The organism is uncultured Holdemanella sp. (assembly GCF_934754935.1).
Classification (GTDB): Bacteria; Bacillota_I; Bacilli_A; order Erysipelotrichales; family Erysipelotrichaceae; genus Holdemanella.
This window is the reverse complement of the sequence record NZ_CAKVJB010000024.1, coordinates 1-18,196: the sequence shown is the minus strand read 5'-3', so window position 1 is coordinate 18,196 and position 18,196 is coordinate 1. Positions and strand designations below refer to the sequence as shown.

Below are 18,196 nucleotides of genomic sequence, written 5' to 3'. Positions count from 1 at the left end.
CATTTATTCTATTTTACCCCAATTACTATAGGGTTTCCAATTTTCATAAGGCAACATATGATGTAAATGATCCATCACTTTCGCTTGAGAAGAATACGATTGAATGATTTCTAATTTCTCATCATAATCTTTCTTTGATAAACTCTTCTCATTCTTTAGATCTGTCTTGTTTTTCTTTGAAGTATACTTACCAAAATACACAAGCTGATCAGTCTTGTCTTCTTTTTCTAAAATCATAGTAACATACTTAGATATCTTTTTATGGTGAATATGCCCATATTCTCCATCAGGATTATGCGTTACAATTTTGTCCCAATCCTTTGAGTCGATTTCTTTTTTAAGTTCTCTTTTAATATCTTTTTTACAAGACTTCCAGTTATCACGCTTACCCTTTGTCTTATCTGGAAAAGATAAAATGATTCCTTTGGAATGCGTCTTTTCCATGACGTTCATAAACTCTTTTTTTCGTTTTTTATTGTTTCCATTGGTAATACATAAAACGGTATAATTCCCATTCATTAAATGCGAACCACCCCAAATCGTCTCATCATCCGGATGGGCAACAATCATTAAAGATTCAGGTTCATCGGCATGGATGATGGATATATTTAGACAAAGTATCAAACTTAGGATGCATAATAATAATTTTTTCATTTTTATCACCAGAAAAATTCTATCAAATATTTCTTAACACTCTACTTATACATTTCTTAAATCTTCTTAATATATTTAGGAAAGTTTAATATTTCCTTTTGCCGATACTTAAGATTTATTTTGTATAGTAAAACTATGAAAAAAAGAGATAAGTTTTACATTACAATACTATTTATATTACCCATCCTATTTGTACTTTGTGTATCCACATATTCCGTATTTGGATCGAAGTTAGATTGGTTATCCCAACATGTATCTTTAGCGGATTATTTTAGACAGACAAAACAATTACTTCCAGATCGTTTTGCGAATCTTCAAGGCCAAACCAATGCCTTTAGCTTTTCATATTATGGATTATTAAGGCCAGACGTGCTGATTTCATATGTATTTCCAAATGTACCAACAAGTTTCTTTATTATAGTTTATGCAACACTTTTATGGTCATCTACAGGAGGACTTTGTTTTTACTGGCTAAGAAACAAAGGATACAAAGATTCAATTAGTTTCTTTTCAAGCATCTGCTGCATATGCGCTAATTGCTTCTTTCAGTCCCACCAACAAATTATGTTTGTAGAAATTCTACCTTTTTTATTTCTTTCACTCATTCTAATCGATAAAAATAAAAGGCAATGGATCAGTCTAGGTATATGTATGGCACTTTTCCATAATTATTTCTATACACCAGGAATGATATTGATTCTTCTTTTATATGATTATGACCAACATAAGACAATAAAAGATATGATTATTCCAATTGTTTTAGGTGTTGGATTTGGTGCTGTACTATGGCTTCCAACTGGTTATTTGATTTTAAATAACCATAAATCTGTTGTACAAACCAACTTGTTTGATTTATTGCTTCCAAACCTAACTTTAAAAGGACTTGTCTATGACAGTTATGGATGTGGATTGACTGTGATTAGCTGGATTGCCTTATTTCAAGGCATTCAATTTGAAAAGACAAGGAAACTATCGATTCTGTTGATTTTCATGTTTGTTTTCCCAATATTTTCTTATATATTGAATGGAACTTTATATGCACGCACAAAAATATTGATGCTATGTCTGCCACTCGTGCTTATGGTTCTTGCTCATTGGTTACAGGAAAGAAAATTGAATAAAGGTTTACTTGTTTTAGCAAGTTTATTTCTTTGTACCAAAACAATGTTTCTAGGATTATTAATTTCACTTGTGTTTATTGGATATTACTTTATTGATAAAAAAGAATGTTTAGTGATGTATGCACTTGTACCTATGATTGTTTTTACTGGATTAAACTACAATCAGTGTTTAGATCCAAAGCTATATCATTCGATGTATTCCAAGGATAAACAAGAATTGATACAAAGAAATGATTTGAAACAACGAACAGCCGATTTAGATCAGCTTGGTTATAGTGTCAATCGTATCTATGATTCAAAAGAAATGAAGGCATCAAGCTATACTTCAACAAGTAATACTTTATATAACAATTTTGTGTATGACATTATAAAAAGTCCTATCCCACAATCCAATCGAACAATTATAACGGATAGTGAGAATTATTTATATTTGAGTATGATGTCAGTTCAAAATGTATTGAGTAAAGAATCGAATTTATATGGGTATAAAGAGGTAGATAAAATAGGAAAATGTAAATTATTAAAGAATAAAAATGTATTTCCGATGGTCTATGTGACAAGTGATACGTTGAATGAATCTAAGTTTGATAAACTCTTTTATCCATATAGCTTGGATACGATCTATAATCGTACGATTGTGAATGGTGAAACAAGTAAGGATTATGTCTCAAAGATGAAACTAGTAAAGAATCTAGATCAATCGATTGTGATTCATAATAAAAAGAAAACGAAGAAAATAATACCTATTGATTTTGATGCAACCCAGAAAATGGTATGTATTGATTTTGATGTAAAGAATTATACGAATAAAAAAATTTCGATATCGATAAATGGAATGAAGAATACATTGTCAAAGAAACATTCTGTGTATCCAAATGGAAATAAACATTTTACGTATATACTTTCTAAAAAAGAATTAAAACAATTTGATGTTACTTTATCAAAAGGAAAATATAAGATATCCAATATTCGTATTTATACATGTGATATGGATGTGTTTGATCGTGAAGTAACAAAGATTAAATCTTTGAAAACAGATTCTATATTTAAAGGGGAAGTAACAACATCTAAAGATGGTTATCTTGTAACTTCATACCCTTATGAACAGGGATATGAAATTTATATCGATGGAAAGAAGCAGAATGTTGAAATTGTGAATAAGGCTTTTGTGGGATGCAAAATCAAAAAGGGAAGCCATATAATTACAATTCAATTTCATGCGCCATTTAAAAAATTAGGACTATGTATAAGCATTCTTTCAATAATGATAGGAGGATTCTGGATATGGAAAAAGTCAAAGAATTTATAAGTTATGGAATCGTAGGAGTTATGACAACACTTGTGAATTACATTGTATATTTTATTTGTTTAAAAATAGGAATCAGTTGGCTGATCAGTAATAGTTTAGCCTGGATGGTAGCCGTTATCTTTGCGTATTTTTCAAATCGCAAAGTTGTATTTCATTCAAGTAATGATATGAAAAAAGAGTGTATTGAGTTTTTTGGACTCCGATTTATGACACTGATTGTGGAAAATCTATTGTTGGCCATTTGTATTGATGGCTTACATGTTTCAAACTTACTATCCAAGATTTTAGTCAGTGTGATTACTGTTTTGGCCAATTATTTCTTATGTAAATCCCATATATTTTCTAAGAAGGAGGAAATGTTGTATGAACAAAATTAGTGTTGTCGTTCCTTGTTTTAATGAAGAAGAAGTTCTTTCCGTGTTTTATAAAAAGACAAGTGAAGTATTAAATGAAATAGAAGACATTACCTATGAATTGTTGTTTGTGGATGATGGATCAAAGGATCACACAAAAGATATATTAAGGGCATTAAGTTTAAAGGATGAGCATTGTGAGTTTATTTCTTTTTCAAGAAACTTTGGTAAAGAAGCCGCTATGTTTGCAGGATTAAAAAAATCAAGTGGCGATTATGTTGTGATCATGGATGCCGACTTGCAGCATCCTCCTGTATTATTAAAAGAAATGTATAAGGCTGTTAGTGAAGAAGGCTATGATTGTTGTGCAGGAAAAAGAGTGGACCGTACGGGAGAAGGAAAGATTCGTAATTTCTTATCTCATACTTTCTATAAGGTGATGCAGAAAATGTGCAAAATGGATATGAGCGATGGTTGTGGCGATTTTCGTATGATGTCAAGACAAATGGTGAATGCGATTTTAGAATTAAAAGAATATAATCGCTATATGAAAGGATTATTTTCATTTGTAGGTTTTGATACAAAATGGATTGAATTTCATAATGTACAACGAGCTGCCGGCAATTCTAAATGGAATTTTTCTAAACTATTCGCATATGCCATGGAAGGTATGTTTTCCTTTTCTACAGCGCCAATTATGTGGATTGGGAATATTGGAGTTGTTACTATGCTTTTATCAATTATAATGGCATTATTCGGTTTAATGATTCATGTCACATCAATGTTTCATTTGGTGTGTTTGATTCTATTCTTAAGTGGACTTCAAATGTTGTTTGTGGCCATTTTAGGTCAATATACGACAAAAGATTATATGGAAAGTAAACAAAGACCTATCTATATAGTAAAAGAGACCAGCAAAAATTTAAGCTAGTCTCTTAATGTGATTTCAACCACTGTGTCAATTGGATCTGGACACTGGTGTGAATTGGAATCGATATTGATAAATGTATAGTCTGGAAAACTTTCCGCATTCCAAGGCGTTTGGATTTTGATTTCTGAGTGATCAGACAATCTTCTTATGCCTTGGATTTTTTCTTTCTTGATTTTAACAGGTATATCAAAAATACTCTCATCTAAAATATGCGCATAGATTTTATTTCCCCTTTGTGTATATCTTCCCCATTCTGGTTTATCTAATTCACACTTTGTACATCCATAAATCGAATCTTGGTTCAGTTTCATCCATTCACTGATTTCATTCAATACCTGGATAGATTCTTTAGAAAATTGACCTCTGGCATCTGGTCCTACATTTAAAATCATATTTCCACCTTTGGATACACACTCAACTAGAGTACGGATGATTAGCTTAGCGGATTTATAATTCGTGTCCCTTGCACAATATCCCCAATGTTCATTCATAGTGATACATGCTTCCCAGGGTACCGGTAAACCTTGTGGTGGAATCATTTGTTCAGGCGAAGTGAAATCACCAGCTGTGAAACTAGGATGTGCATCCATAATGGTTCCTGGATGTACGCCATCTCCTTCTAGACGATTGTCGATGATCATATCTGGTTGGTAAGTTCTTGCCATTGTTACAATTTTGTTGGCATCCCACACATCTTTTGTCATATTGTCATAAGAAAAGTCAAACCACATGATATCCAACTTTCCATAGTTTGTAAGTAATTCCTTGATTTGAGTATGCATATAATTTAAATAGTTTGAAAAACAAATTGGTTTATCATATTCTTTATTATTTCTTTCAGGATGATGTCTATCTTTGTAGTGAGGATAGTTTGGATGATGCCAATCAAGTAGAGAATAATAAAGCCCTACCTTTAATCCTTCTTCTCGAAAGGCGTCTAGAAATTCTCTTACATAATCTCTGTTTGCCTTCCAATCTGTAGTTTTGGTATCAAACATGCAGTATCCATCGTGGTGCTTGGCAGTCATTACGGCATATTTCATGCCGGCTGCTTTGGCAAGTTTAGCCCATTGATGTGGATCAAACAAATCAGGATCAAATTCATTCGCAAAAGGAATATAATCTTCTTCTTTCATTTCTTCGTTGCTTCTTACCCATTCACCACGAGCGGGAAGGGCATAGATTCCCCAATGAATAAAAAGTCCGAATCTAGATTTTTGAAACTCTGTAATATTCATACTATCTCCTTTAGAAAAGTGGTTCTTGTAGCTGCTTGGTTTGAAGGGCGATGCCTGGTTTTGACAAGATATCTTTCGTTTTAGAAACATCCTTTAACCAAGGGTCAATATCTTCTTTTTCAAGTATCACTGGCATTCTAGAATGCACAGGTTTTACATATGCATTCGCATTCGTAGTAATAATGATAAGATGATCATCAATAAGAATACCCGCAAAATAGAGAATGTGGTCACAATAAAACTCTACTTTATTTTTACCGGCATCCCATTCATAGAAACTTCCTGCAGGCACGATACAATGAGTTTTATCTTTGAATAAAGGTTTTTCAAGAAGCGTTTCTTGTCTAGCATTTAAAATTAAATTGTTGGTTTTATACCCAAATGGCACCATTTTCTTTTGGTTAGAAGTTAATATAAGGCATTTGTCACTTGGATGAATGTCTTTTTCTTCTAAGCCAAAGGCTTTGGCTACTTTAGGTGTATATCGAAAGCTTGTACACATACTAGAAGTATAACATAAGAAATTAAGCATGGTGAAACAGATATAGGTTTGATAGCAAGATATCTATAACGTCATCAAGAATTGCGATTTATTGATTATATAGTCATATCCCCGATATGCAACTTTTAATATGGGTCAGGTATCCTGTGATACGGTGGATTGTTCTTTTTTCTTTGACAGCAAATCTTGGTTTATGCTTTATATAAAGTGAATTAGAGGAATTCAATGTTGTATGTGATTGAATGCTTTTTTCACATTGAATGAATAAACAATATAAAAACTACCTACGCCAACTCTCACAAAGTTTGTAGGTAGTTTTTACTACAAAATTCCCCAAAACTTACATATTTGTATGTTCTTTTTTGTATCCTTATCTTAGCATGAAAGAAAAGATTAAACAACTTTTTAATCGTTATTGGCGTAATTTATTCTTGAGGAGTGCTTTAAGTTAGAGTATACTAACTATAAAGTTAGATATACCTAACGGGAGAATGATTATGAAGACATGTATTGAATTTAATGGGGTATCAAAAAAGTATGAAGTTGGAGAAAAAGCGTTTTATGCATTGAATGATGTTTCTTTTTCAATTGATCAACATGAAATGGTTGTCATTTTAGGTCCGAGTGGTGCTGGTAAATCGACATTATTGAATATTATGGGTGGTATGGATCATGTGACAGATGGAAAAGTATATATGGATGGTCTAGATATTAGTCATTATAGTGAAAAAGAACTAACGGATTATCGTGCTGAGAATATTGGTTTTATCTTTCAATTCTACAATATTTTGCCGACGCTTACAGTGAAGGAAAATGTCGATTTGATTCGTGATGTGGTTAAAAACGCAAAGGATTCGGCTGAAATATTGAATAAAATAGGTTTAAGTGGACAAGAAAATAAGTTTCCAAATCAATTAAGTGGAGGGGAACAACAGCGTGTATCGATTGCGCGTGCGATTGCGAAAAATCCAAAATTATTACTTTGCGATGAGCCTACAGGGGCTTTGGATTCGAATACGGGAGTAGAGATTTTAAAGTTATTGCGTGAATGCACAAGAGAAAATACAGTTGTGATTGTAACGCATAATGCATTGATTGCGGATGTGGCAGATCGAGTAATTCGTTTAAAGAATGGAAAAATCATTGAGAATGTTGTGAATGCACAACCTAAAAATATAGATGAGGTGAATTGGTAATGTTGAGGAAGAAACTATTTCGGGATCTTTGGCATTATAAGGGTCAATTCTTTACCATCTTTTTAATGGTATTTATTGGAATGATGGCATTTAGTGGTATTCATGGCTATATGGATGGTATGGATGAAAGTGCTAGGGAGTATTATAAATCGTACAATTTACAGGATTTATGGATCACAAATACGAATGTTTCAGATTCAGATTTAGAAACATTAAAGTCTATGGATCATATAAGCAATGTAAATCGAGCATTGGTTTTAAATTCAAAATTAAAGGGATACAAAGATGTAACTTTAGAAACCAATGTTTTAGAAGAGAATACGATTTCTAAAATGTATGTTGTCAAAGGGGAAAAATATGCATCAAATAAAAAGGGGTTGTGGTTTGATAGTTATTTGGCAGAGTATTTAAATATTCATGTGGGGGATACTTTAAAGCTGGATATTTCTGGTCAAACTTTGAAGTTAAAAGTAAAAGGTTTAGTGAATACACCCGATCATGTATATTTTGTGAAGGATTCTACAGAAATATTTCCTACACATCAAAACTATGGCTTTATATATATGTCGGCTGATACTTTTCAAGACGCTATGAATATGGATGTTATATATAATAAGGCTTATGTGGATGTGGATAAGGAAAGCTGTGTTTCATCAGTAAAAAAAGCGATCCAAAAGGATTTCAATTTTCTATCTGTAACGGATCGAGATGCTTCTTTTTCATATGCAGGATATAAATCCGAAGTAGAAGAAGGTCAAACCTATGCACCTGTATTTACGGGATTGTTTTTAATGATTGCGATATTGAGTGTAATGAGTACAATGAATCGTTTTGTTCGCCAACAAAGAGTGCAAATTGGTACTTTAAAAGCACTTGGATTTAAGAATCGAAAAATCTATATACATTATATTAGTTTTGGCTTTATGATCAGCCTTATTGCAGCGGTATTAGGTGTTGTGGTTGGATATCTAACAATTGGTCAATTCTTTATTGATATGGAGGCAAGCTATTTCGAAATGCCAAATATACATACGGCTTTGTTGCCTGTTGTGATTTTAACGGCAATTTTGGTTGTGCTTATGATTTCTTTAGTCACATATCTTTCTTCTAGAAAGATTCTTAAGGAAACGGCAAGTGAGGCTTTGCGTCTAGAAGTGCCAAAGGTAAAAAAGAATAGTTTGGATTGGTCTGTAAAATTTAATAAATGTAAATTATCGACGAGATGGAATCTTCGCGATATAGCTCGAAATAAAGGAAGAAGTATTGCGGCATGTGTTGGAATTATTGGATGTACGATGTTATTAGTATGTTCTTTTGGATTGTGGGATACGATTGAATCTTATATGGATTGGGAATATAAAGTAATCAATACATATCAATATAAAATTAGTTTGAATAGTGATTATACAAAAGAACAATATGAATATTTAACTCACTTGTATGGAAATGCCACAAGTAAAAGTGTTGCGATTGAATTCAAAAACCATGGTAAAACAGAAACAAGATCGATGCTAGTGTTGGATGGAAAAGATAAATTAAATATCACAGATCACAATGAGAAGGTTATGTCTGTTCAATCAAATGGAATCTATTTAACAGAAAAACTTGCTGAAAAGTATGAAGTTCAAGTGGGAGATACAATTAAATGGCATTTGACTGGAGACTCTTCTTGGCATACAAGTAGGGTAGTAGGATTGAATCGGGATCCACAAACGCAGCAATTCACAATGTCAAAGAAATATTTTGAAAAGTTAGGATATACATATCGTCCAGATTCTATTTATACAAATGAAAAGGCTAAAAAAATAGATGGTGTTTCTAAAATCAGTAGTATTGAATCGATTCAAGAAGGTGTAGAGAGTATGCTTGAAGCGATGAAATCGATGATGGTTTTATTAATTGTATTTGCGGTTTTATTAGGTTGTGTCATCTTATATAACTTGGGCGTGTTATCTTTTACTGAAAAACAATATCAGTTTGCGACTCTTAAGGTATTGGGCTTTAAGGATAAACAAATCAAGGAAATCTTTATCAAACAAAACACATGGATCATGTTGGTGGGAATGGTTATTGGTTTGCCACTCGGTTATCAGATGTTGTCGTACATATATACGAATGCCTTAAATGATACATATGATTTTCCAGCTGTAGTAGAATGGATTTCTTATGTATACGCAATCATAGGAACAGTTCTAGTTTCGTATGTGATGAATAAGTTGTTGGCAAGAAAAATCAAAACAATTGATATGGTTTCAAGTTTAAAGGCGAATGAATAATTAAATTTTCTTCGACAGTTGTTTATCGTATTTACTTTAAATAAAGCATAAATTGAAAATAAAATGTTGTATGTAAAAAGAGGTTTCAAGCTAGAAATCTCTTTTTCTGATTGGATTTTTAACCTAAATATTATCTGTGATTTATAGTTTAGGTCGGAAAAAGTGTATGATTTTACTAAATTGAGGTCAGAAAAAATGTAAATGATCTTTATATAAAGCAAAAAAGCCTATATCTTCATAAAAGGTATAAGCTTTTCTAGTATCTACTATTAATTAATGTGTTTATCTTTAAATTGTAAACGAGCTAAGGCTCTTGCCATACTAGCTTGTGACATATAATATTCACGAATCGATTGTTTCTGTCGCATTCTTTCTTTGGCACGTTCTAAAGATTCTTTGGCTCTTCTTGCATCCAATTCTTCTTGTGTTTCACATGTATCGACCAAGACTTCAGCTTGGTTGTTTGAAAAGATCATGGATCCATAGCCACTAACAACTTCTATCTCTGAGTTATCTTCTTTTCGAATCTTTAAAAGCCCGGGTGTTATCGCATAGATGGTTTTGGCATGGTGCGCAAGGAATTGTTTACTTCCATTTGGTGTATGTATCGTTAATACTTGGGCTTTACCATCATAAAATACATGATCACTGGCCATTATTTTTAAATCAAAGAGTTCCATAATTATACTTCTTTCGCTTTTTCTTTGACTTCTTCAATAGTTCCTACATTGAAAAATGCGCTTTCAGGATATTCGTCCATTTCTCCATCTAAGATTGCTTTAAATCCTTTGATTGTATCTTGTAAAGGAACATATTTTCCTGGAATCGAAGTGAATTGTTCAGCTACATGGAATGGTTGAGCCATAAAGTTACGTAAACGACGGGCTCTAGCTACAACGGTTTTATCCTCATCGCTTAATTCATCCATTCCTAGAATGGCGATGATGTCTTGTAGTTCTTTATATTTTTGAAGATATTGTAAAACACGTTGAGCTGTTTGGTAGTGTTCTTCACCTACAATATCAGGTTGTAGAATTCTTGAACTTGATTCAAGTGGATCTACAGCAGGATAAATACCTTGTTCAACAACTTTACGAGATAAGACGGTTGTTGCATCCAAGTGTTCAAAAGTGGTTGCGGGAGCTGGATCCGTCAAATCATCTGCAGGAACGTATACGGCTTGTACACTAGTAACAGATCCATTTTTTGTGGAAGAAATACGTTCTTGAAGTTGTCCCATTTCATTCGCTAAAGTAGGCTGGTATCCTACGGCTGATGGCATACGTCCTAGTAAAGAAGAAACTTCAGATCCAGCTTGTACAAAACGGAAGATGTTGTCGATAAATAATAAAACATCTTTATGTTCTACATCACGGAAATATTCAGCCATTGTAAGTCCGGTTTCGGCAACACGCATTCTAGCTCCGGGACTTTCGTTCATTTGTCCAAAAACTAGGGCTGTGTTTTTGATTACGCCAGATTCACTCATTTCTGTGTATAAATCGTTTCCTTCACGACTTCTTTCTCCTACACCTGTAAAGATGGAATATCCACCATGTTCACTGGCAATATTTCGAATCAATTCTTGAATTAGTACGGTTTTTCCAACACCGGCACCACCAAATAATCCAATCTTTCCACCCTTGGCATAAGGGGCTAATAAGTCGATAACTTTAATTCCTGTTTCAAGGACTTCTGTAACAGGGGATTGATCTTCGAATTTTGGTGGTTTTCTATGAATAGGCCAATATGTATCGGTATCAATCGCTTCTTTTCCATCAATGGTATCACCTAAAACATTAAATAAACGACCGAGATTTTGTGTTCCAACAGGGACTTCGATACCCATTCCTGTAGATAGGACAGGCATATCTTTTTGTAAGCCTTCACTAGGCGATAACATGATACAACGAACGGTATCGGTTCCAATGTGCTGCATAACTTCCATTACAACTTTTTTACCATGATTATCAACTTGCAAAGCGGTTTGAATATATGGAAGTGGCGTTTCATCAAAATGTACGTCAACAACAGGGCCCATAACTTGTGTAATTTTTCCTATTTGCATGTGGATTGACTCCTTTTCTTTTTTTGTAGCTGTTGCCTTCTAGCTTTGGCACCAGCTGCAACTTCTGTGATTTCTTGTGTGATTTTTGCTTGTCTTTGACGATTGTATTGTAAAGATAAACTGTTTAATAATTCTTCACCATTTTTATTGGCCGAATCCATTGCTTGCATACGCGCAAAGTTTTCGGATGCGTAAGATTCAACGAGGGAACTATAAATAAAACCAGATAAATAATCGGGGATGACAATGTTTAATAGTTCAGTTGGACTTGGCTCCAATTGAATTGAATGAATGGTTTGTCCACCAACTTCAACTTCATGATTCAAACGATATAGAGGCAACAATTGTTCAACGTCTACTGTAAATTGGTTGTGCTGATCCATTCGTGTATAGATAATCAATACTTCATCAATTGTTTTGTCGGCATAAAGTTCAAGCATCTTACTCGAAATAGATCTAGCTCGACTTAAAGTTGGGTTTTGTGCAGTATATAGAAAGCTTTCCTCAACCGGAATATGTCGTCTTAAAAAGTATTGTCTTCCAACTTCTCCAATCATATACAGCTTGTAGTTTGGATGCGCCTTAATGATTTGTTCAGTTAGTTTTAAGACATTCAAATTGTAGGCACCAGCCAACCCCTTATCTCCAGTTACACATATGATGGCCTTATTTTGATGATCTTCATCAATGTATTCACGATTATCTAAATAAGGATGCTCAAAGTGATCAGGAAGATTTTGAAGAATTGTCAAAATCTGCTTTCGTAATGAGTAAAAATAAGGATCGGTATTCGCTGCCTTTTGTTTGGCTGTATTCATTTTTGTTGAAGAAATCATATACATGGCTTTTGTGATCTTCATAGTCGATTGAATACCATTCATTCGATCTTTAATTTCTCGAATTTGTGACATTATTCTTGTCCTCTATATTGTTTGGCTAATGTAATGATTCTTGTCTTTAAATTGTCATCCAGTTTTTTAGTTGTGTTGATTTCACGACTGATTTCACTATGATTTTCGTTAAACCAATCGAGTAATTTTGTTTCTTCTTTTTTGACTTGTTTTGGATCCAAATCATCTAAAATTCCTACATCTGCAACAACGAGTACAATAACCATGTCTGCATGTGACATAGGGTGGTTTAAAGGTTGTTTCAAAAGTTCCATAAGTACTTGTCCGTGTTGAAGTTGTCGTTTTGTCGCATCATCTAAATCGGAGGCAAATTGTGTAAACTCCTTCATTTCACGGTATTGAGCTAAGTTGATACGTAAAGAACCAGATGCTTTTTTCATGGCTTTGGTTTGAGCGGCTCCACCGACACGGCTGACAGATAATCCAACATTAACAGCAGGCCTTTGTCCTTCAAAGAATAAATCACTTTCTAAGAAGATTTGTCCATCTGTAATTGAAATAACGTTGGTTGGAATATATGCACTTACGTCTCCATCTTGAGTTTCAATAATTGGAAGAGCTGTGATGGATCCTCCTGAATTTAATCTAGAAGAACGTTCTAGTAGTCTAGAATGTAAATAGAATACATCACCTGGATAGGCTTCACGTCCTGGAGATCTTCCTAGCAATAAGGAAATTGTACGATAGGCAACAGCGTGTTTGCTTAAATCATCATAGACAATCAGTATGTCTTTGCCTTGATGCATAAAGTATTCAGCTAGAGAAGTCGCAGAATAAGGGGCAATATATTGTAGGCTGGCCGAATCGGCAGCCGTAGAGTTTACAATTACTGTATAGTCCATCGCATCATTCTTCTTTAATGTATTGACTAAGTTAGCAACTGTACTTGCCTTTTGAGCAATAGAAACATAAATACAAATACAATCTTTTCCTTTTTGATTTAGTATAGTATCTAATGCGATTGAAGTTTTACCTGTTTGACGATCACCAATGATCAATTCACGCTGTCCTCTTCCAATAGGAAACATAGAGTCAATGGATAGAATGCCTGTTTCCATAGGGGTTGTGACAGGTTTACGGTCAATAATGCTTGGAGCTGGTTCTTCGATAGGGCGCATTTCAGTGGCTTCAATAGGACCAAGTCCATCAATTGGATTTCCAAGTGGATCTACGACACGGCCTAGAAAATTAGAGCTGACTGGCATACCTGCTTGTTTTTTTGTTCGAGAAACCTTTGTACCTTGACCAATAGTACCTTCTGTGTCAAATAGAATAACACCGATGTTTTCGGTTGTGATATCGAGTACCATTCCTTTTGTACCATTCTCAAAAACAACAACTTCTCCATACATCGCATGATCTAATCCCGAAATGGTTGCGATACCATCTCCAATTGTTTCGACATAGCCAACTTCATTTTCTTGGGAAGTGGCTTCAAATTGTTCGATGGCCTCTTTTAAGATGGACATAAGTGTTCCATCCTTTTTCATTTGAATGGCTTTATCTCGAGCCGCCTGAATTTGTTCTTGAAGCTGTTGTTGACGAGAACGCGTAGACCAATCGTATTCATCGTTGTTTGCACTTAGAATAAAGCCTCCGCGTACACTTGGATCAATTAAGATATTGAGTGTTATGTTTTGGGCTTGGTATTTATTTTTAAGGAATGTCTTTATTTTTTCTTCTTGCGCTGCACTAGGTCTTGTTACGCAGCGTAAGGTTGCATTTAAATTTTCGTTGTTCATTTATTTCATTTCCTTTAAAAAATCATCATATAGTTTTTCATCGCTCTTTGTATTTGTGATTTTATCAGCTGCTTTATTGATTAAATCCGCAATTTCAGATTTAGCTTTTGCCTTTTCTTCATTTGCCACTTCAATCGTTTTGATGCGAGCTTGTTCAATCATTTCATCGGATTTTTTGTTCGCATCCGCAATAATTTGTTCGTATTCTAGACTTGCCTTTTCTTTTGCATCCGCTAGCATACCATCACAAATTGTTTGCATATTCGCAAGCTTTTGATCCGCTTTGTTTTTTGATTCAAGAGCTTCTTGTTTTTGTTGATTTGCCAAGGCAAAATCCGATTCGATTTCTTGTTTTCTTTTTTCAAGAATGTCATGTACTGGCTGAAATAGAAAGTGTTTCATCAGTGCATATAAAATAAGTAGATTGATGATTGTCCAAAGAATATTGGAATCAATTCTTAACATAGATTATCCCACCTATTTCACCATCAAGATGATTAAGATACCTAATACAAATCCGTAGATGGCTGTTGCTTCAGCTAAAGCGGCACCAATCAATAAGGTACTACGAATTTTTCCATCAGCTTCTGGTTGTTGGGCAATAGCTTTTACGGCACTGCTTGTCGCAAAACCAATACCTAATCCTCCACCAATAACGGCAAGTGCTGCCATTCCAACTCCGATTGCTGTTAAACTCATTTTAATTTCCTCCTAATTTATTCTGTTTCTGTCGCTTCTGCGATAAATAATGATGTTAAAAAGACAAATACATAAGCTTGAATGAATCCATCAAAGAAATCAAAGTACAAGCTAAATACAGTAGGTATAAAGACTGGAACAATCATCTTGATCATTTCCATAATGACGAAGGCACCAATGACATTACCAAATAGACGCATGCACAAAGACATAGGGCGTGTAAATATTTCTAGAATATTGATGGGTGTAACGACGGCGACAGGCTGAGTAAAGCTTTTAATCCAACCCTTCATTCCTTTTGCACGTATTCCACTGATTTCGATTAAGATAATGCTCATAAGTGCTAATGCGATTGTGACATTCATATCTTTGGTTGGTGGCTTCATACCGAATATGCCAATGATGTTCGCAAGACCTATATATAATAGGATGGTTGAAATGTATTCACTATATTCTTTGGCATTTTCACCAAGCATAGATATTGTGAATTTGTCGAGCCATATGACGATGCTTTCGGCTACAATTTGTCTTTTGCCAGGATTATGAACTTTGAGTCCTCGAGTTAACCAAGCAGAAAGTAAAACAAGTATAGCCATGACAACCCATGTGATGACAACCGATTCACTAATCACAAAGGGACCGATAGTAAATGCTGTATTGACATTTAACTGGTCGAGTAGTTCTTTTGTGAACTCTTCCATAGCTCCTCCTTTCAAAACAACAAAAAAACGATTGGAAATAATTGATGAATTAAGACGCAATTCGTTTTTTTATAAGTACGTATTTTAGTTCTCGAGTTTTCAGATTTCAAGTGTTTTTATCAATGTAAACGTTATCTGTTTTATATGACGATGCTTTTATATGTTGTATACATATGGTACATATGTCTGAATTACATAAGGTGTTCAAATTTGTAAGAAAAGAAGTGCTATGATTGAAAATAATCTCATTGAACAAAATGGTCCAAACCGGAAAAAATATTCAATGAGGTGAATTATGGAAATTAAAAGAAATCAATATTTAAATGCTTTAATAAACAGAATGCATAATGGAATGATTAAAGTGATTACAGGTATTCGTCGTGCTGGAAAAAGCTATATTTTATGGTGCAATCTAAGAACACTCGTGACTTTAGTCATGAGATGAATTAGATGTGCAGATGTTAGATAAATAATTTAAAAATAAATGATAAATATAGTGCTTTAATCATATACATATGTTATAATATAGATGAGGAAAAACATATGGAAGTTGTTAAAGGAAGAGGCTATGTCTATTCTATACAGTATCATATTGTATGGTGTGTAAAGTACCGTCGTGATGTCTTGAATGGACAGGTCGCAACAAGATTAAAAGAGCTGCTGACTCAGATTTCAAAGGATAATGGTTTTCAAATTCTAGAAATGAATATAGAGGAAGATCATATTCGTATGCTGATTAATTGTACGCCGCAGCATTACATTCCAAATATTATAAAAGCTATGAAGGGTGTATCGGCCAGACTTTTAATGAAAGAGTTTGGGGATGATCTAAGATCCAAATTATGGGGTGGACATCTATGGAATCCTTCTTATTTTGTAGCTACAGTTTCTGAAAATACAGAAGAACAGATTATAGATTATATAAGAAGTCAAAAAAGAAAATAGCGAATCAATAAGAGGAGAAATCATCATGGAAAAGGCATTCAAGTATCGTATCTATCCAAATAGAGAACAAAGAATATTATTGGCCAAGACTTTTGGCTGTACTCGTTTTGTATATAATCATTATCTGGCAAAGCGTAGGGATGCCTATGAAAAAGATGGAATCACTTTAAATTATTCGGCATGTTCTAAAGATCTAGTTTCTTTAAAGAAAGAATATGAATGGCTTAAGGAAGTGGATTCGGTTGCTCTACAGTCAAGTGTAAAGAATCTGGATACGGCTTATGTAAATTTCTTTAAGAAAAAAGCGGAATATCCTAGATTCAAATCGAAGAAGACGCATCGTTATTCATATACCACAAAATATACGAATGGAAATATTGAATTATTCGACAATAAGGTCAAGCTTCCTAAGATTGGTCTAGTAAAGATAAAGAAAACACGACAACCAAAGGGAAGACTACTTAGTGCAACGGTATCACAAGTACCAAGTGGAAAGTATTATGTTTCATTATGTTATACGGATGTAGAAGAAGTCTTGTTTCCACTGACATATAATGAGACAGGTATAGATCTAGGTATCAAGGATTTTATCATATTGAGTAATGGAGAAAAGATAGAGAATCCAAAATATCTGAAGAAGTCGATTGAGAAACTGAAAAAGCTCCAGAAGCAGCAGTCACGAAAAACAAAGGGCGGCCGCAACTGGATCAAAAACAGAATCAAGATTGCAAGACTTCATGAAAAGATAGCGAATCAAAGAATGGATTTTATCAACAAACTATCTACTAGAATCATTAGAGAATATGACATTATCTGTATCGAAGATTTAAAAGTAGAGAACATGCTTAAAAACCACAATCTAGCCCAGTCTATATCGGATGTATCCTGGTCAAAATTTACAACCCAGCTAGAATATAAAGCCCAGTGGTATGGAAAGGTGATCAAGAAAGTAAATACATTCTATGCGAGCAGTCAAACCTGTCATTGTTGCGGATATAAGAATGAAGAAACAAAAGATTTAAATGTAAGAGAATGGACCTGTCCAAAATGTCATTCAAATCATGACAGAGATGTAAATGCATCCATCAATATATTGATGCAAGGCATATTAGCGAATTAATCAAATAAAAAGAACCGCAGGAACTGCGGGGATAGCTTGGTAGGAAAGGTTTCAAAGGAAGCCTGTTCCCAAGAATCTCGTCACTTCAGTGATGAGAAGTTCAATGCGAATTTAGGAAGTAAACGATACTATATACAATCCGCATATAGTATGCCAACAGAAGAGAAAAGAATACAGGAAAAGGCTTCTTTAATCAGTGTAAAAGATGTTGTTAAGGTTTCTAGAGATGAAGATGGCATAATGATGATGAATATATATGATTTCTTGTTAAACAAAGACAGTCTAGATTATTAATATTGAACAAAATGGTCCAAACCGGAAAAAATATGCAATGAAAAAAAGGAAGATCAATCTCAATGTCATTAAGTTAAGAAATGACGAACCATCCAGATACTATTGTCTGGATGGTATTTTTATTTGAAAGCACGAC

19 protein-coding genes are annotated in these 18,196 nt (G+C 33.9%); 9 read left to right on the top strand and 10 right to left on the bottom strand.

The window, feature by feature from the left end:
* Positions 1-3: 3 nt before the first annotated feature.
* Entirely contained in the window at positions 4-654 is a 651-nt protein-coding gene (locus Q0E86_RS07480) for a PIG-L family deacetylase (protein WP_295755790.1), read from the bottom strand.
* 135 nt (positions 655-789) lie between these two features.
* Here Q0E86_RS07480 and Q0E86_RS07475 point away from each other — a divergent pair, with 135 nt between their 5' ends.
* Genes Q0E86_RS07475 through Q0E86_RS07465 form a run of 3 tightly spaced genes read left to right on the top strand, consistent with a single transcriptional unit; the run spans position 790 to position 4,368 of the window.
* Complete coding sequence (locus Q0E86_RS07475; protein ID WP_295755789.1) at positions 790-3,084, top strand: YfhO family protein; 2,295 nt, start codon at positions 790-792, stop codon at positions 3,082-3,084.
* A complete protein-coding gene (locus tag Q0E86_RS07470; RefSeq protein WP_295755788.1) occupies positions 3,060-3,461 on the top strand; it encodes a GtrA family protein in 402 nt (133 codons plus the stop codon). Before Q0E86_RS07475 ends, Q0E86_RS07470 begins: the two co-directional genes overlap by 25 nt.
* Positions 3,448-4,368: a glycosyltransferase family 2 protein gene (locus Q0E86_RS07465; RefSeq protein ID WP_295755786.1), complete on the top strand. Its 921-nt coding sequence runs from the start codon at positions 3,448-3,450 to the stop codon at positions 4,366-4,368. The genes Q0E86_RS07470 and Q0E86_RS07465 overlap by 14 nt, the downstream gene beginning before the upstream one ends.
* Here Q0E86_RS07465 and Q0E86_RS07460 read toward each other — a convergent pair.
* On the bottom strand, positions 4,365-5,696 hold the full coding sequence (locus Q0E86_RS07460; RefSeq protein WP_295755784.1) for an alpha-L-fucosidase: 1,332 nt from the start codon (positions 5,694-5,696) through the stop codon (positions 4,365-4,367). The genes Q0E86_RS07465 and Q0E86_RS07460 overlap by 4 nt on opposite strands.
* The gene (locus tag Q0E86_RS07455) at positions 5,617-6,108 is read right to left on the bottom strand and encodes an SOS response-associated peptidase family protein (RefSeq protein ID WP_295755783.1); all 492 of its coding nucleotides are present in this window, start codon (positions 6,106-6,108) and stop codon (positions 5,617-5,619) included. The genes Q0E86_RS07460 and Q0E86_RS07455 overlap by 80 nt, the downstream gene beginning before the upstream one ends.
* A 491-nt stretch (positions 6,109-6,599) precedes the next feature.
* Here Q0E86_RS07455 and Q0E86_RS07450 point away from each other — a divergent pair, with 491 nt between their 5' ends.
* Complete coding sequence (locus Q0E86_RS07450) at positions 6,600-7,304, top strand: ABC transporter ATP-binding protein (RefSeq protein ID WP_367117388.1); 705 nt, start codon at positions 6,600-6,602, stop codon at positions 7,302-7,304.
* Positions 7,304-9,580 carry an ABC transporter permease gene (locus Q0E86_RS07445; RefSeq protein WP_295755779.1) on the top strand — a complete coding sequence of 759 codons (2,277 nt, stop codon included), beginning with the start codon at positions 7,304-7,306 and terminating at the stop codon, positions 9,578-9,580. Before Q0E86_RS07450 ends, Q0E86_RS07445 begins: the two co-directional genes overlap by 1 nt.
* 269 nt (positions 9,581-9,849) lie before the next feature.
* Here the strand turns inward: Q0E86_RS07445 and Q0E86_RS07440 are convergent, their stop codons facing one another.
* The 7 genes from Q0E86_RS07440 to Q0E86_RS07410 are packed head-to-tail and all read right to left on the bottom strand — an operon-like array spanning position 9,850 to position 15,701.
* Positions 9,850-10,260, bottom strand: a complete 411-nt coding sequence (locus tag Q0E86_RS07440) for a F0F1 ATP synthase subunit epsilon (RefSeq protein WP_295755777.1) — start codon at positions 10,258-10,260, stop codon at positions 9,850-9,852.
* Positions 10,261-10,262: 2 nt separating this feature from the next.
* Complete coding sequence (gene atpD, locus Q0E86_RS07435; protein ID WP_295755775.1) at positions 10,263-11,648, bottom strand: F0F1 ATP synthase subunit beta; 1,386 nt, start codon at positions 11,646-11,648, stop codon at positions 10,263-10,265.
* Positions 11,639-12,559 carry an ATP synthase F1 subunit gamma gene (atpG, locus tag Q0E86_RS07430; protein WP_295755773.1) on the bottom strand — a complete coding sequence of 307 codons (921 nt, stop codon included), beginning with the start codon at positions 12,557-12,559 and terminating at the stop codon, positions 11,639-11,641. Before atpG ends, atpD begins: the two co-directional genes overlap by 10 nt.
* Positions 12,559-14,301, bottom strand: a complete 1,743-nt coding sequence (gene atpA / locus Q0E86_RS07425) for a F0F1 ATP synthase subunit alpha (RefSeq protein ID WP_295755771.1) — start codon at positions 14,299-14,301, stop codon at positions 12,559-12,561. Before atpA ends, atpG begins: the two co-directional genes overlap by 1 nt.
* On the bottom strand, positions 14,302-14,766 hold the full coding sequence (locus Q0E86_RS07420; protein ID WP_295755770.1) for an ATP synthase F0 subunit B: 465 nt from the start codon (positions 14,764-14,766) through the stop codon (positions 14,302-14,304). It abuts the gene before it with no gap.
* 12 nt (positions 14,767-14,778) lie between these two features.
* Positions 14,779-15,000, bottom strand: coding sequence for an ATP synthase F0 subunit C (atpE, locus tag Q0E86_RS07415; RefSeq protein WP_288518525.1), 222 nt, complete (start codon positions 14,998-15,000; stop codon positions 14,779-14,781).
* A 17-nt stretch (positions 15,001-15,017) separates the two neighbouring features.
* Entirely contained in the window at positions 15,018-15,701 is a 684-nt protein-coding gene (locus Q0E86_RS07410; RefSeq protein ID WP_295755769.1) for a F0F1 ATP synthase subunit A, read from the bottom strand.
* 295 nt (positions 15,702-15,996) lie between these two features.
* Here Q0E86_RS07410 and Q0E86_RS07405 point away from each other — a divergent pair, with 295 nt between their 5' ends.
* The 4 genes from Q0E86_RS07405 to Q0E86_RS07390 all read left to right on the top strand — a co-directional run bounded on the left by Q0E86_RS07405 (position 15,997) and on the right by Q0E86_RS07390 (position 18,060).
* Positions 15,997-16,146, top strand: a complete 150-nt coding sequence (locus Q0E86_RS07405) for a hypothetical protein (RefSeq protein WP_295755767.1) — start codon at positions 15,997-15,999, stop codon at positions 16,144-16,146.
* A gap of 98 nt (positions 16,147-16,244) precedes the next feature.
* Positions 16,245-16,646, top strand: coding sequence for an IS200/IS605 family transposase (gene tnpA / locus Q0E86_RS07400; RefSeq protein WP_295755765.1), 402 nt, complete (start codon positions 16,245-16,247; stop codon positions 16,644-16,646).
* Between the two features lie 25 nt (positions 16,647-16,671).
* The gene (gene tnpB, locus Q0E86_RS07395) at positions 16,672-17,766 is read left to right on the top strand and encodes an IS200/IS605 family element RNA-guided endonuclease TnpB (protein WP_295755763.1); all 1,095 of its coding nucleotides are present in this window, start codon (positions 16,672-16,674) and stop codon (positions 17,764-17,766) included.
* A 36-nt stretch (positions 17,767-17,802) separates the two neighbouring features.
* Complete coding sequence (locus tag Q0E86_RS07390) at positions 17,803-18,060, top strand: hypothetical protein (RefSeq protein WP_295755761.1); 258 nt, start codon at positions 17,803-17,805, stop codon at positions 18,058-18,060.
* The last annotated feature ends 136 nt before the right edge of the window (positions 18,061-18,196 follow it).